Source organism: Kosakonia sp. H7A (assembly GCF_003028445.1).
Classification (GTDB): domain Bacteria; phylum Pseudomonadota; class Gammaproteobacteria; order Enterobacterales; family Enterobacteriaceae; genus Kosakonia; species Kosakonia radicincitans.
The window spans coordinates 346,842-361,346 of the sequence record NZ_PYTZ01000001.1; the positions used below are offsets into that span (position 1 = coordinate 346,842).

A 14,505-nucleotide genomic window follows, 5' to 3' on the forward strand; every position below is an offset into this window, starting at 1 on the left:
CGTAAACGCGGGCAGCGTCACATTATGCGAGTTTAATCAGCAACATACCCATAATTAACAGCAGCAGACCAAACCAGCCTTTACGGTTCAGACGCTGGCCGAAGAGGATCCAGCCCGCCGCCAGCGTAGCGACAATACCAAATCCGCCCCACAGCGCATAGGCCACGGAAAGATCGATCCCTTTCACCGCCTGTGACAGCGCGCTAAACGCCGCCAGCACCGCCAAAAGCGACCCGCAACCGTACAGTTTGCGACGAAAACCGTCAGAGAATTTCAGAAAGATATTCGCCACGATCTCCAGCCCAATCGCCATCACCAGCCAGAGAGCGTGGATCCACTCAAACGGCTGCATGATTGCGCTCCTGACGCGGCTTACGCGTCCCGGATTTAATCAGCACAATGCCCAACACCAACGTTGCCAGCCCGATCACTTTTAATACCGGGAGTTGTTCATCAAAAAGAAATACGCTGAACAGGGTAATGAATAATATGCCAATGCCTTCCCACATTGCATACGCCACACCGAGGGCAATTTTTTTCACCGCAAATGACAGAAAAATATACGACAGCGCAATCATGGCCAGCATTAGAATAAACCCTGTCTGGCTATCGTTGACGCTGGCCCATTTCATTGACAATGTGCCGGTTATTTCAGCAATAATTGCTAAGATCAGTAATATCCAATAAATCATTTTTTCTCCTGCTTGAGAATATATACCCTTGCGCGGCTTACCGCAGCGCGGGAAACCGGAAAAACAGCAATATCAGCCGGACGCAGCGCGCCAGCACAGGCAGGAGGAGACTATAGCGCCGAGCGCCAGTATTGTTCACCCGCAAGCGGGCAGCAGGAGGAGTGGTGACGGGAAAAAACAGAATTGAAAATGCTGAACAGAATGTCCATATAATTACAATTATCCGCGAATTGCTTCTCATCATGCGGATGAAAATTGTCCTCAGTCGTTAAACACCGCTTATTTCTATCACAGACCTGGATTTTACTCAAAAGCTTTTCAATTCTTTACTCTGCTGTGGAATTTATATTATTTTTGCAGTGCGTGGTTTTCTTTTTATACCGCCTTTATATCAGGCGATAAATAATCCTCTTCAGCCGGTAATAACTCACAATGAGGAAATATATGTCACGTTGCCAATCGCGCGGCCATAGTTGGGAGATGGCGCCCAACGAATATGACAATGTTTACCACGTCTACGTGCATCGCGTTTTATGGCCGGTTTTCCATAACCGCCCCGACTTAGCCCGCTACCAGAAAGCCTGGTTTATAACCTACAAAACCTGTACGCGAACAGTGGCCTGCACCCTTTACGGCATCTTTGCCGCGCAGCGCCTTTATTGAGGCGGCGTTGGCGGGCTGTTTTTTGCAACGCTCGCCCGCGCTTCCGCCAGCAAATTCCACGAGGTGATAAACAGCGCAGCAATCATGGGCCCAAGGACAAAACCATTAATGCCGAAGAATTGCAGGCCGCCCAGCGTGGTCAGCAGAATCAGATAATCCGGCATGCGGGTATCTTTCCCAACCAGCAACGGACGCAGAAGATTGTCGGCCAAACCAACGACGATCACGAAGTAGAGCGTCAGCACCGTTGCCGTAACAAACTCGTCGGTTGAATAGAGAAAAATCACCGCCGGGATCCAGACAATCGCCGTTCCCACCGCCGGGATTAACGACAGGAATGCCATCAGCGCCGCCCACAGCAGGCTGCCGTTGAAACCGGCAAACCAGAAACCGATGCCGCCCAGCGCGCCCTGAACGATGGCAACCACCAGCGTCCCTTTTACCGTAGCACGCGCCACACCGGCGAATTTCAAAAACAGTCGACGCTTAATGGTCGCCGTCAGCGGCATAACTTCGTAGATCTGGCGCACCAGCGTGGCACCATCTTTCAGCAGGAAGAACAGCAGATAGACCATCAAACAGAAGCTAACGGTAATGCCCAGCGTGCCTTTGCCAATGATCACCGCGCTGCCAGCCAGGTAACGCCCGACGCTCAACGCCACGCCGGAGAGTTTTTCCCGGATTGCATTCACCGAATCAAAATCATTGTCGCGCAGATAGCCCTTCGCCCAGTCCGGCAGATGTGCAATGCCATTACTTAATAGCTGCGGCAGATCGGTCGCGTTATTTTGCAGACGCTGGTACAGACTGTTGATCTCCACGGCCAGTGAAGAGAGCACCATCATCATTGGGATAAACACAATCACGCAAATCAGCAACACAGTGATCAACGAGGCAATGCCGTTACGCCCGCGCAACCATACCGAGAGCCGCATGCGCAGCGGATAGAAAATCAACGCCAGGATGATCGCCCAGATAATCGCGGAATAATAGGGCTGGATCAGGCCGAAAAACGCCACGCTGACCAGCAATAATAAAATGATAAAAAAGAACTGATTACTTTTAAGTGTTGACATCGGCCCGTCCAATGGAGAAACAACCATTAAGTGTAGTGCCTTACTCATTGATTGTAAAAACAATCCCCTGCCCTGACGGTTGTACACCGCTAATAACCTTTCCCTTTTTTATCAACTGCACGCCATCAGGATTTTCGTACTCAACGCGTATTTAAGAATGAGACGATAAATCGATGCCCTATTGCCGCTTATGATGACGCCACCGAATTGCGCCAGACAACACCAGGAATAGTGCATCGGCTATCTGGCTAACTGGTGGGGAAAAAGCAGTTGGTTAATATTGGCGACGCAGTAACACATTGTCGGGTTGTTTTATCCGTTATCTGTCTATTGTCGTGATAAGCATAGAAGCACCTTTAAATCAAAAGGTTATATTTCACAAAGAGGAGATACAGTATGACCATTGTAATGCTCATGTCTACCGATGCCGATATTGTTAACACGCAACTGAATGCCGCCTGGAACCCCATCACGAATCGCTATACGTGGGCACAGGTCAGTTCCATGAATTTAAATATTATCAACGGCGCGACCATTGTGGTTATTGCCCATGGTAATGGTACGGAAATTGGCAACGCGGCTCCGGGCGTTGTTGATGTTAATGCCGAAACCTTTCTTGCTCTGGTTCAGGGAAATATGGCGAATAACGCCGTTCCGGCAAGAATTTATATTTCCTCTTGCGGTCCGGGCATCGCAGAGTTTGCCGCTAATGTGCGGATAGCGGCGCAGAATAATCAGATTTGGCACAACACGCGTATTTTTGGTCATAGCGATCCGGTTTCCGGCCCGGTACCGCCCGCCAACGATATCCGCTGGACGCGAATTTTTTAAGCTATCGCTAGTACATGATGCCAGGCGGTGGTTGACACGGCCTGGCATCCCCGCCGCATAAATTTCATGTGACTTCAGTAGCTTTATTATTTTCTGCCGCAAGCGGCTTGCTCTCTTCACTATAATGGTGGTTTGACGCCGAATGAATCAGAACGCTTGTTCTGGAAATCTCTAAAGCCGTGGCCAATTTTTGTTGACCACTACAACTAGTTTTTATTTAGCGACAGGCAGGTCTGAATAGCGCGTAGTATAAGATGGTGATAGCATTTCACGCTTCATTGCCCAAGGTTTCTGGATGCCTTGACCAGCAAACCAGACCTTTCCTTTTCCTGACGAGTTAATGCCGTCGATTACCGCCATCAGTGCAGTGCTATTAGCCTTTGGGGCGGTATCATCAAACAAATTAAGCTGTGCAGTGCCACGACTAAAAAAGTCAGCAAGCATTACGCCAGCTTTCATGTAGCGATAACCATCGACCCATATCCGGTCTAGTGATTCTGTAGATGCACGTATAATGTCACGCGTATCATTAGATGGTATCGATAGTTTCGTAGATGATTGGTTCTCATAATAAATTTCATTATCTGCGTGCGGGCTGGTGCGTAGAAATACGCTGACAAAAGCACAAAACTGGTGTTCGCTACGCAATTTTGCTGCAGCGCGTTCAGCATAGGCGCAGACAGCCTGGCGCATATCTGCATACTCGGTAATACGATACCCAAAAGAGCGGCTGAACATAATCTGTTGTTTATCCGGCACGAATTCCTCAAGCTCCAGGCACGACTCACCGCGCAGCTCACGCAGCGTTCTTTCCAGAACAACGTTGAAATGTTTTTTGATTACCCAAGGTGAGCTATTGGCTAAGTCCAGCGCTGTATTGATCCCCATATTGTTCAGTTTTTTGCTGATGCGCCTTCCTACACCCCATACATCCTCCACAGGCACTCGTTCTAACAGCTTCCGCTGACGTGATATGTCGGATAGATCAACCACGCCACCCGCACTCGCCCATCGTTTTGTTGCGTAATTTGCTAATTTTGCTAACGTTTTGGTTTGCGAAACTCCGATTCCGATCGTGAGCCCGGTATTTTTAAGTACCTGGTTCCGCACGGCCTTCCCAAAATCTGTCAGCGACATGTAGCTGGCTATGCCGGATAAGTCGATAAAGGCTTCATCAATTGAATAGATCTCGATGGCTGGCGCCATCTGCGTCAGCGTCTGCATAACCCGCGCACTGAGGTCAGCATAAAGAGCATAGTTCGAGCTGAATACGTGCACTTCAGATGAGAACGTTTTATTTTTCAGTTTGAAAAAAGGCTCTCCCATGGCGATGCCAAGCGCTTTTGCCTCTGCTGAACGCGAAATTACGCAGCCGTCGTTGTTAGAGACCACTACCACGGGTTTTCCCTTTAAATCCGGGCGGAATACCGTTTCACAGGACGTATAAAAGCTGTTGACGTCGGCCAAAGCAAACATCGTCATTTATGTGACTTCACTGAAAATGTTACTACACCAAATATTTCTAGATCTTCTGGGTTATGAAACGTAATGGGTGAGTAATTGCTATTGTGTGGAACCAGGCGTAAGACAGGATGAGTACGTAGTTCCTTGACAGTAAACTCGCCAGCTACAGCAGCAATCACAATATCGCCATGGCTTGCCGACAGCGAACGATCAACTACCAGAAGATCACCATCCCCAATTCCAGCACCAGTCATGGAGTCACCGCTGACTTTAATAAAATATGTGGCGCAAGGATGGGCTATCAAAAGCGTATTGAGATCCAGCCTATCTTCAACATAGTCTTGCGCGGGACCAGGAAAACCACAAGGTACCCGCTCCGTAAAGAGAGGAAGATGGATAGAGGGGGCAATCTCTAAGGGATAAAAAAGCTGCATAATGAGGAACTCAATATAACTGTATTTATATACAGTATCTCTGATTTTTTCGCACGTTCAACCTTCTTCTAAGAAGGTTTTCGGAACCGTTTGAAGTTGCGAGGTATTTAGGTTTTACCGTGTGAGCAGCAAGCCGGGAAAGTTTGCTTTTCACTACAGTCACTGGTCACTGGTCACTGGTCACTGGTCACTGGTCACTGGCACGATAGCTCTGATTTTCCGGTTTTCGGTCCCTGATTTATTCCAGCCGGTGCATGAATACAGCACGGGACAGCGCGTTACGCAGGCTTCACCTTAATTCAGCCCCGCCTGTACCCGCCGACGCAGTGAAGTGACCTGTACACGGTTGATTATCACAAGCCAGTGTTAGTCCTACATCTGATACACAATGGCTTAAAGAACCGCTCCTTGCTCAAAGCCGGCCTGGCTATATCTGGATTTGCCACTTTGTGCCAGAAACGATCTGACCCGCTCATAAACGCGTGAATGACGCGTGATTAATGCAGCCCTGACCGATTAACGTAGTCCGCACGGCCTCAATCAGCGGGGTATGCGGTTCGTGGCCTAAAAAGTCGATCAGTTTTGCATTGTCCATCTGTATCGGCTGTTCCCATAAATACCGCATCTCGCGCATCTCACGCAGCGTGGTATTGAACGGCGCCATCGCAAAGATAAGCCACCAGGGAAAAGAGGTTATCTTCGCTTTAATACCCGCAAATTGTGCGACACTTTTTATGGCTGCTGCCATCGCCATGCCATCGGCATCCCAGTGCCCCCGCATATGAAAACAGGCAAACGGTTCGAGTTGCTCCCGACGCGCCAACAGCGCAGACAGCGTTTCGGCGACATCCGGCAGATAGGCCCACTGATGGCCTGTTCCGGCTTTACCCGGATTTTTAATTGTCCGGGGGAGTTTACCTGGCGTGATCCATCCCTGTGAAAACCAGTTGTTGCCTGCGTCAGGGCCAAAGAAATCACCGGCCCGCAGAATCAGCACTTTTCCGCCACGCTGCGTGTAGGCGTTCAGTGCCTTCTCCATTTGCACCCGTATGGCCCCTTTTCTGGTGACAGGATTTTGGGGAGAGTCTTCCCGTAAAAGTGGAAAGGCGTCCGGACCGTAGTTGTAAACGGTGCCAGGGAGAACGATTAAGGCACCGTTTCGCTCCGCCGCATTGATGGTGTTCTGTAACATCGGCAAAACCAGTTGCTCCCAGTTTCGATAACCTGGCGGATTAACGGCATGGACAATCACACTACACTCTGACGCCGCCGCCGCGACCTGTTCAGCATTCAGCGCGTCACCCGTTATCCACGTCATATTTGCGGGCTCTTCATTTTGCGGGGCGCTGCGGCGCAGTGCATGAACGTCCCATTTTTCGCGAATGAGTTTACGGGCGATTTCGCCACCGATTCCGCCTGTTGCGCCCAGTACGAGTACCTTGTTTCTGTTTTTCATCGCCTTGCCTTTACCGGATGTGTGTGCTTGACATCGTAGTGTTTGCGCGGGCTAAATGTAATTGCATGACATCAAGTAGCAGGTATGCATTTTTGTATGACTATAAATATTCCATGGGAATGGTATCGAACCTTCCTGGCGGTGATGAAAGAAGGCTCCCTGTCGGGGGCCGCCCGTATGCTTGCCATTACCCAGCCCACTGCGGGGCGCCACATAGCGGCACTGGAATCCGCCCTTGGCCTGGTTTTGTTTACGCGGTCGCAGACTGGCCTGCAACCCACGGATGCGGCAGCCGCGCTGCAAGGCCATGCGCAAGCGATGGAAAACACGGCCAATATGATTGCGCGAACGGCCGCCAGCTTCAGCACGCACACCGCCGGGTTGCATGGCGTGGTACGCGTTTCTGCGAGTGAAATTATCGGCACGGAAGTTCTTCCTTCCCTGATTGCACGAATCAAAGAGGATTATCCGCAGCTTACAATTGAATTGGTTCTCTCTAACCGAATGCAGGATTTATTGAACCGGGAAGTGGATATTGCGGTACGCATGACCACTCCGGTGCAGGAGCAACTGATCGCACGTCGGTTGGGCCGTATTGAAATTGGTCTGCATGCATCACATTCCTATCTGGCCCGGCATGGTGAACCGGAAAGTATTGACGAGCTGTTCAGCCATCCGCTTGTGGGCTTTGATAAAATGACGCCGTTTATTTTACAGGCGCTGAAACACTACCCTCAGTTGAACCGTGAAGCATTTACCTTACGAACTGACAGTGATGTGGCGCAGTTGAACCTTATTCGCGCAGGTGCGGGTATAGGGATGTGTCAGGTTCAACTGGCCGATTTTCCTGTCCCATTAAAGCGGTTGATGCCTGATTTCTTTGCGTTCCGTCTTGATACCTGGCTGGTGATGCATGAGGACTTGCGCCACAGTCAGGCCTGTAAAACGGTATTCGATATTCTTGCCGGGGGCTTACAGGCGTATATCAATAAGGCAGGTTTGTGACACGCAGTACAGGAAATCAAGGCGTTGTCGTTCTCGAATGAGTGCGAGATTCAATACTATTGTTTCCGCTTAATTTGACGGCTTTCAAGAATTCCCTCATGTTCACAAAGGAGTCGACCTATGCAACATCTCCCCGAGATTATTGGCATTGCAACGGCACTCGCCGCTGGCGCTGCAAGCCCGGGTCCGAGCTTCGTGATGGTGGCACGCACATCGGCAAGTATGGGCCGACTCAACGGCTTGCTAGCCGCGTTGGGGATGGGGGTTGGAGGATTGATTTTTGCAACAGCATCGTTGCTGGGACTTCATGGCGTTTTGCTTGCAGTCCCGTCGTTATATTTGCTCCTGAAAGTTGGCGGTGGTCTTTATCTGGCTTATTTAGGCTTCCGTATCTGGAGGGGCGCTCGTACCCCTCTTGTTGCTGAAGTTCAGCTGCATGATCGGTCAATTCCACTCTCTTCACGATTTCTGTTCCTGGGCCTTACCACTCAACTCAGTAATCCGAAAACGGCTATTGTCTATGCCAGTGTTTTTGCCGCCTTTCTTCCACCAGATAGCGCTCTCTCCTTTAAGGTTGTCATTGCATTGCTCGTCTTTTTAATCGAAGCCAGCTGGTATGCGCTTGTCGCGATTGTTCTTTCTGCGTCTAAACCTCGAAATTTGTACCTTCGCGGAAAAGCGTGGTTTGACCGGGCCGCAGGTGGCGTGATGATGGCCCTTGGGATTAAGTTAGTGACTTCATATGAAGGAACATGAAGACGGCCACGTCTCTACCCTTAATGCCATTTTCCGTGAAGTTCTGCTTTTTCCCGGTACGCTCTCGTTACGGTAAATTGACGTAACAAATGAAAAAGTTTCTGGTGCTGATTGTGAGTTTCATCGTTATCAGTACTACCAGCGCAGCACCGGCGGGTGGCCTCGCACAACGTAAGGGCACCCTCTCCCCTTTTTGAACATTGAATATACGTTTTGTGCCAGAGCAGTCGTTGCGAACATCAGTTCGTGTTAATCAATGGAGAGCAGCTCAAAGCGGGCACTGAATCAATGGAAAAACAGAGAAATTGTGCATACTGTCAGGCCTGCTAATAAACTGATTATTGATTAGTTTTTTCGAAAAAAGCCTCAAGCTCTGAAAAACTGATGGCATGTTTTGCATAAGAAAAAGTGCCATTACCACTGATTTCTCGTGCGGCCTGAACAAACACTCCATAGGCGAGCCGGGCCATTGAGGCTCCCACACTTATACGCCGGACTCCGGCATGTGAAAGTTCTTCAACACTGTAAACATTTCCGGGCAAGCCCATGACAACATTCACCGGTTTTGTAACAGACCTGCAGAGGGTATGAATCATAGAAAGATCATGAATTCCAGGGGCATAGAGGACATCTGCGCCTGCTTTTTCGAAGGCCTGAAGTCTCAGAATTGTTTCATCAAGATCCTCATTGCCCCACATGAAATTTTCAGCGCGCGCAGTAATAACAAAATCAGGATCACAAATATCACGTGATTCAGCCGCTGCCGAAATCCTCTCGGCAGCAAGACTTAAATCGAAGACAGGATGTTCTGGTCGGCCGGTATAATCCTCAAGGGAACAGCCTGCAAGTCCGGCATCCACGGCAATCTTAATGGTTTCAGCGGCGCTATCCGGACTGTCACCTGTTCCTTTCTCCAGATCGGCTGACACCGGCAGAGAGGTTGCTGCTGCGATGTTCCGGCAATGATGGATTGTCTGTTGCCAGGAAACCTGACCTTCTGCCACCCCCAGAGAAAAGGCAAGGCCTGCACTGGTTGTGGCGAGGGCCAGAAAGCCCATTTTTTCAAGTATTCTGGCTGTGCCAATGTCCCATGGATTAGGAATGACAAAGGTATTCCCGGATTCGTGAAGAAGACGAAAAGCTTTGCTTTTGTCGCTCATAAATCTCTCATGACTTCTGCTGTTCTTCCTGATTAACGATATACCATAAATACTGCATTGAAATTCTATTTCCCATAACAACCCATACGATGTATCGATGATCACACCCGCAGAACGCTTTCGCCGGTGTATTGCCAGTTCAGGCTCCCCCTCCCGTCACTGTTACGTGATAACTGGAAAATTATGCGAATACTCTCCCGGACGTGATTACAATCATTGGCACGTCACTGGTTGTCTGAAACCAGCCCTCCTGTATCGGTATCAATGTTGCGTATAATGACGCAGTGCATATTAATGTTTTATTTATCAGACAATTCAGTTCATTATACTAAAAGTGGGATATATATATAATATATATCAATATTATCGATTAATTCTTTCTCTTTAATTTCCGATAAAAAGATTAAGCGCAGCCTGATACCGAAAGGCCTGCGCAATACCTGCCTATACAACAACAACAGGTTAGCATGCTATGAAATTATCCTTTGCGCATAAATTGTGGCTTCCACTTGCTGTCGCACTGCTAAGCCTTGCCGGGTCATTATTCTTTGGCTCAGTAAAAATTAAAGATGACCAGCTGGCGCTACGAAAAAAGGAATTAATGTATGTTTCCCAGTTAGCCCTTAACGTGGTGAAAACGCAGGCTGCACTTGTTGATAAGGGGCTGATATCAAAAGAGGAAGCACAACAACGTTCAATCCAGATCATTAAAGACTTACGTTATGGCGACACAGGATATTTTACTATTCTGAATAACCAGGCACAGGTCATTATGCATCCCATTAATGCCGCGTTAATTGGCAAGGGGCCGGATGTTGCCGATGTCAATGGCGTCTATATTTACAGAGATATGGTCACGGTGACGAAGGATGGCCATGATGGTTACACCGCTTATAATTTTCCGCGGCCGGGAGACACCGAAACAAAGCCCAAAATTGCCTACAACATTCCCTGTGTTCCCTGGGGATGGATTATTACGACGGGTCTTTATGTTGATGATATCCATGAAGCATTTCTGGGTTCTGTTTATCAGAACCTGGGAGAATTTATTGTCATCAGCATCCTGCTCTCGGTGCTGGTTTATCTGATTAACCGCAGCACGCTGAAAACACTGGGCGGAGAACCGCGTTATGCGGCTGAGGTCGTGTCGCGAATTGCCGCCGGGGATTTATCGCAGAGCGTGAATAAAAAAGCCAGTGATAACGCCAGCCTGTTACATGAGATGGGGGTGATGCGCGAGCAACTGACTTCCGTTATTGCGGAGATCCGCGATGGCGCTGAGAGGATCAACACCAATACCCAGGATATTGTCGCCGGTAATCAGGAAATCGCCGGGCACACCGATCAGCAGGCGGTATCTCTGGAAAAAACCTCCTCCAGCATGGAAGAGATCACCGCAGCCGTAAAACAGAACGCTGAAAACGCAGGACAGGCGCGTGAACTGGCGCGTGGCGCGGTGGATATTGCCTCGCGCGGGGGTGTGATGATGCAGAATGTCAATGACACCATGAACGGTATTTCTGAAAGCGCCGGTAAAATTGCCAGTATCATCGATGTGGTAAACAGCATTGCGTTTCAAACCAACATTCTCGCGCTGAATGCGGCAGTTGAAGCGGCCAGGGCCGGAGAACAGGGGAAAGGCTTTGCCGTGGTGGCCAGCGAGGTACGCAACTTATCCTTACGCAGTTCTCAGGCAGCCCAGGAGATTAAAGAGTTGATTGAGGAGTCCGTCAGCCGCGTCAACAGTGGCTCGTCGCAGATTAAAATCGCCGGCGATAATATCGACGAGATGATTGAAGCCGTGCAGCGTGTTTCGGACATTATGTCGGAAATCTCCGTCGCGACTGATGAACAGAGCATCGGCATTAGCCAGGTCAACGAAGCCATCGTACAAATCGATTCTGTCACCCATCAGAACGCGCAACTGGTTCAGCAGGCGGTCATTGCCGCGAATGCGCTGGAAAAACAAACCCGGCGGCTCACGCAGACCGTGGCTTTCTTCACTACGGCTTGATAAAAGGGATAAAGTTGGGGCCGTTATATTACCGGCCCCGCCTTCTTCGCCGTAATTTCTGCGAAAAAATCTATGATGTGAACCACGCGCAATTACCCGAGCGTTTAATAGTACAGCGTGGCACTTTTCGCTCATATTTGGTTTAACGATTTTATTATTTCAGAAGCGAAATGCGATATTAACTCATCGCTGTGTTCGGATAGTAACGAAAAACGGGGTAGTTCGAAGATAAGACGCTCTCTGGTTGGCTCGAAATAGTCGGGAACATTCGGTCCTGTCTCTACGCAGCACTGAGCGAATCCCCATAAGATATCGAGTATTTCAACCGTAAGTAACTCATCTGCGCTATCAAGGATCTCTAATATAAATGGAAGGGCAATATATCCTGCTGGCGCCATAGAAACATGCTGATGACATAGTCCGCACCAAAGCTTATGACTGGCGGTCTTTGCTACCTCGTGATCATCAGATGCTAATTGTAATAATAGTTCAGGAACATCATTTGCGGGTCCATATGCTGTATAGGATGAATTCCAGTTTACTGCATAAATTCTGTCCTCGAGTGATGTATTATTCATCGATAATTTCCTTTACTATTAATGAGCATAGTTAATTGATTGTTCCACATTAACTATAAGTATCCCTGCAAACCGGCCCATTCACTTTTAGAGATCTTCCGACATACTAATTATGTCCCCGTGAGGAGATCGCCATGCGTAAGCCCGATTCACTGAGTTAGTTCACTGAAGCACGTTTTCGTTACATTACCCCCCCCTTATGACGGCAATTTTAACACTTTCCGGGTTCCACTAACGGCATGTCAGCATTCCGCCATCGGAGCCATCCCCCATGATGTCAGCGCCAGAGGATGGTGCTCCTGACATTTCAGACTGACCTGCACCAGAAGATCGGAAGTGTCTGGATTATCAGTATCCAGTACGATTGAAATAGTCATTTACCGCCGTGGTAAGCATATGATGTAAAAGCCAAACACCGGCATACACACAGGTATTTTGCCATGAAAATTTTATTCAAATCCCTGCTGATCGCTGTTGTCTTATCCTCTGTCTCTGCTCATGCGGGCACCACAATCTACCATGATGGCGATACAACTTATGTGGACAGCGACAAGGGCAGCACCACTTATAAAAAAATAGGAGACAGAGTCTTCGGTAGTGATGGCAGCAACACCTACCAGGCTGGTAACAGGACCTTTAGAGAAAATAAAGACGGACCTACAATTTCATATTACGAATCTGCCGGCATAATTTTCGGAACCGATGGCAGTAGAAAGCAAACCATTGGCAAATATACTTACATTACCGACGCAAACGGCAAAACCCAGACTTGTTATGACGAGGGGCCCCGGACGTTTTGTAACTGAACACGACCGGTTGCTGGTTTGACCTAATCTTCCCCTGCTCCTGTGCAATAGTGCCAGGACTGACACAGACCGGCACGATGCCGGTCTGCTGCACAGGATCGTTTGCTATATCATTACCCTATACGGAAACCCGGACGGACCGGGTGCGTTCAGTTCTGCGCTTTTTGTATCGCGGAAAGGTTCTGCTGTGATGAGGGTGAATACCGTGATGTTTTTCGGTGTCGCGTTCTGTGCCGGCATCACAATCAGGCCAGGTGTCCCTGGACAGCCCCAGCGCATCATTTTTCCAGGACCGCCATTCTCATCTTTCGGGCTCTGCTCTTCCGCCAGCTTCCGGACAGCGACCTTTTCCTGAACTTTTTTCATTTTGATTGATGAAAACCCCTACGTCACACGTTTCTTCATTGAATCATACTTTTCCTGGTTCGCCAGCCTTGAAATGCTGTGAATCATGCTACGATTGTGTTTTGCCAGCAGGACGCTGGATTTGTATAACATACCGTAATCAAAAAGCTTACCTGTCTGCCAAAGGGAATTACCGGATGTCCACTCAATGTAATGCTGACCGGTGCTGAGCCATGCCAGCATCCGGGTACAACACAGAGCACACGACGGAAATCAATACGCAGGCCGTAACCTGGCTGGTGCGATTGACCTCGGGTGATATCACCAGCGATGAGCTGGCCGCTTTTGAGCGCTGGCGCCGCGCCGACAGCCGCCATGAAGCCGCGTTGGTCGATGCTCGCAGTCTGTGGGTCAGCATGGGAATGTCGCTGGAAAACTACTATCAGCCGGATGCTCTAAGCGGTATATCTCCGCATGAGCAGGCACGGCGCCGCTTCTGGCGGTGGCAAATTATGCTGCCCACTGCGGGCCTGCTGTTATTCTCGGCGATAATGACCCAAAACTGGCTTTCGCGCTGGCAGTACGACCACTACACTTCCAGCGGAGAGCAGCGCATGCTGTCGCTGGATGACGGCAGCCGCATGTGGCTGGATGCTGACAGCGCGGCGGATGTGCGGGTGAATTCCGGGCAGCGCTTCGTACGCCTGGCTCGCGGTGAAGCCTTTTTTGACGTGGTACATAACCCGTTGCAGCCGTTTATCGTTGATGCTGGCGTCGGGGAGGTCAAAGTGCTGGGCACCGCCTTTGGCGTGCAGCGCGACGGTGACGGTATGGTGGTCACAGTGGAGCGTGGCAGAGTAGAACTGAGCCGCAAAGATCATCCTGATATGCAGCTCAATACCAATCAGCAAACAGAACTACACGGCGGGCAGGACAGCGTAAAAATTACCACGGTCAATGCCAGGCAGGTTCTCTCCTGGCATCAGGGGAAACTGATATTTGAAGAGCAGCCGCTGGGGACCATTCTCACCACCCTAAAGCGCTACGATAAGCGGGTGATTGTGTTTAACAGCGATCGCCTGGCCGCCATTAAGCTTAATACTATTATCGATATCAACCATCTCGACGACTGGTACGACGGTCTGCAGAAGTCTCTGCCGGTGAATATCAGCCGGGTAGGTCCGGTAGTCTGGCTGCGTGAGCGCAAGTAAGCGCTAAGGTCACA

General features: G+C 49.5%; 17 protein-coding genes. 7 read left to right on the forward strand and 10 right to left on the reverse strand.

The window, feature by feature from the left end; all coding sequences use genetic code 11:
- Window positions 1-22: 22 nt before the first annotated feature.
- Window positions 23-352: a multidrug/spermidine efflux SMR transporter subunit MdtI gene (gene mdtI / locus CWM66_RS01520; protein ID WP_107146168.1), complete on the reverse strand. Its 330-nt coding sequence runs from the start codon at window positions 350-352 to the stop codon at window positions 23-25.
- Window positions 339-692 carry a multidrug/spermidine efflux SMR transporter subunit MdtJ gene (gene mdtJ / locus CWM66_RS01525; RefSeq protein ID WP_035885798.1) on the reverse strand — a complete coding sequence of 118 codons (354 nt, stop codon included), beginning with the start codon at window positions 690-692 and terminating at the stop codon, window positions 339-341. Before mdtJ ends, mdtI begins: the two co-directional genes overlap by 14 nt.
- Window positions 693-1,136: 444 nt before the next feature.
- Here mdtJ and CWM66_RS01530 point away from each other — a divergent pair, with 444 nt between their 5' ends.
- Window positions 1,137-1,355 carry a hypothetical protein gene (locus CWM66_RS01530; protein WP_035885799.1) on the forward strand — a complete coding sequence of 73 codons (219 nt, stop codon included), beginning with the start codon at window positions 1,137-1,139 and terminating at the stop codon, window positions 1,353-1,355.
- Here the strand turns inward: CWM66_RS01530 and CWM66_RS01535 are convergent.
- Window positions 1,349-2,431, reverse strand: a complete 1,083-nt coding sequence (locus CWM66_RS01535; protein ID WP_035885838.1) for an AI-2E family transporter — start codon at window positions 2,429-2,431, stop codon at window positions 1,349-1,351. The genes CWM66_RS01530 and CWM66_RS01535 overlap by 7 nt on opposite strands.
- A 396-nt stretch (window positions 2,432-2,827) precedes the next feature.
- Here CWM66_RS01535 and CWM66_RS01540 point away from each other — a divergent pair, with 396 nt between their 5' ends.
- Window positions 2,828-3,262 carry a hypothetical protein gene (locus CWM66_RS01540; RefSeq protein WP_035885801.1) on the forward strand — a complete coding sequence of 145 codons (435 nt, stop codon included), beginning with the start codon at window positions 2,828-2,830 and terminating at the stop codon, window positions 3,260-3,262.
- Window positions 3,263-3,475: 213 nt separating this feature from the next.
- On the opposite strand, the gene umuC is transcribed toward CWM66_RS01540, so the two are convergent.
- From umuC to CWM66_RS01555, 3 genes are all read right to left on the reverse strand, one after another.
- A complete protein-coding gene (gene umuC, locus CWM66_RS01545; RefSeq protein ID WP_007374864.1) occupies window positions 3,476-4,738 on the reverse strand; it encodes a translesion error-prone DNA polymerase V subunit UmuC in 1,263 nt (420 codons plus the stop codon).
- 2 nt (window positions 4,739-4,740) lie between these two features.
- Complete coding sequence (gene umuD, locus CWM66_RS01550; RefSeq protein WP_071532063.1) at window positions 4,741-5,160, reverse strand: translesion error-prone DNA polymerase V autoproteolytic subunit; 420 nt, start codon at window positions 5,158-5,160, stop codon at window positions 4,741-4,743.
- 472 nt (window positions 5,161-5,632) lie between these two features.
- Entirely contained in the window at window positions 5,633-6,616 is a 984-nt protein-coding gene (locus CWM66_RS01555) for an NAD-dependent epimerase/dehydratase family protein (RefSeq protein ID WP_107146170.1), read from the reverse strand.
- A 96-nt stretch (window positions 6,617-6,712) separates the two neighbouring features.
- Here CWM66_RS01555 and CWM66_RS01560 point away from each other — a divergent pair, with 96 nt between their 5' ends.
- The gene (locus tag CWM66_RS01560; protein ID WP_071921848.1) at window positions 6,713-7,621 is read left to right on the forward strand and encodes a LysR family transcriptional regulator; all 909 of its coding nucleotides are present in this window, start codon (window positions 6,713-6,715) and stop codon (window positions 7,619-7,621) included.
- Between the two features lie 120 nt (window positions 7,622-7,741).
- On the forward strand, window positions 7,742-8,377 hold the full coding sequence (locus CWM66_RS01565; protein WP_035885805.1) for a LysE family translocator: 636 nt from the start codon (window positions 7,742-7,744) through the stop codon (window positions 8,375-8,377).
- Window positions 8,378-8,715: 338 nt separating this feature from the next.
- Here CWM66_RS01565 and CWM66_RS01570 read toward each other — a convergent pair whose 3' ends face one another.
- Complete coding sequence (locus tag CWM66_RS01570) at window positions 8,716-9,537, reverse strand: oxaloacetate decarboxylase (RefSeq protein WP_071920728.1); 822 nt, start codon at window positions 9,535-9,537, stop codon at window positions 8,716-8,718.
- 472 nt (window positions 9,538-10,009) lie between these two features.
- Between CWM66_RS01570 and CWM66_RS01575 the strand changes: the two genes are divergently transcribed.
- Window positions 10,010-11,551 carry a methyl-accepting chemotaxis protein gene (locus CWM66_RS01575; protein ID WP_107146171.1) on the forward strand — a complete coding sequence of 514 codons (1,542 nt, stop codon included), beginning with the start codon at window positions 10,010-10,012 and terminating at the stop codon, window positions 11,549-11,551.
- 131 nt (window positions 11,552-11,682) lie between these two features.
- Here the strand turns inward: CWM66_RS01575 and CWM66_RS01580 are convergent, their stop codons facing one another.
- Both CWM66_RS01580 and CWM66_RS29400 read right to left on the reverse strand, forming a co-directional pair.
- Window positions 11,683-12,129 (reverse strand): hypothetical protein, encoded by a 447-nt coding sequence (locus tag CWM66_RS01580; RefSeq protein ID WP_071920726.1) that lies wholly within the window; start codon window positions 12,127-12,129, stop codon window positions 11,683-11,685.
- Between the two features lie 242 nt (window positions 12,130-12,371).
- Window positions 12,372-12,506 carry a hypothetical protein gene (locus CWM66_RS29400; RefSeq protein WP_007374857.1) on the reverse strand — a complete coding sequence of 45 codons (135 nt, stop codon included), beginning with the start codon at window positions 12,504-12,506 and terminating at the stop codon, window positions 12,372-12,374.
- Between the two features lie 63 nt (window positions 12,507-12,569).
- On the opposite strand from CWM66_RS29400, the gene CWM66_RS01585 reads away from it, so the two are divergent.
- The gene (locus tag CWM66_RS01585; RefSeq protein ID WP_035890526.1) at window positions 12,570-12,935 is read left to right on the forward strand and encodes a hypothetical protein; all 366 of its coding nucleotides are present in this window, start codon (window positions 12,570-12,572) and stop codon (window positions 12,933-12,935) included.
- Between the two features lie 105 nt (window positions 12,936-13,040).
- Here the strand turns inward: CWM66_RS01585 and CWM66_RS01590 are convergent, their stop codons facing one another.
- The gene (locus CWM66_RS01590; RefSeq protein ID WP_007374856.1) at window positions 13,041-13,301 is read right to left on the reverse strand and encodes a hypothetical protein; all 261 of its coding nucleotides are present in this window, start codon (window positions 13,299-13,301) and stop codon (window positions 13,041-13,043) included.
- A gap of 212 nt (window positions 13,302-13,513) precedes the next feature.
- Here CWM66_RS01590 and CWM66_RS01595 point away from each other — a divergent pair, with 212 nt between their 5' ends.
- Window positions 13,514-14,491 (forward strand): FecR family protein, encoded by a 978-nt coding sequence (locus CWM66_RS01595; RefSeq protein ID WP_007374854.1) that lies wholly within the window; start codon window positions 13,514-13,516, stop codon window positions 14,489-14,491.
- Window positions 14,492-14,505: the final 14 nt, after the last annotated feature.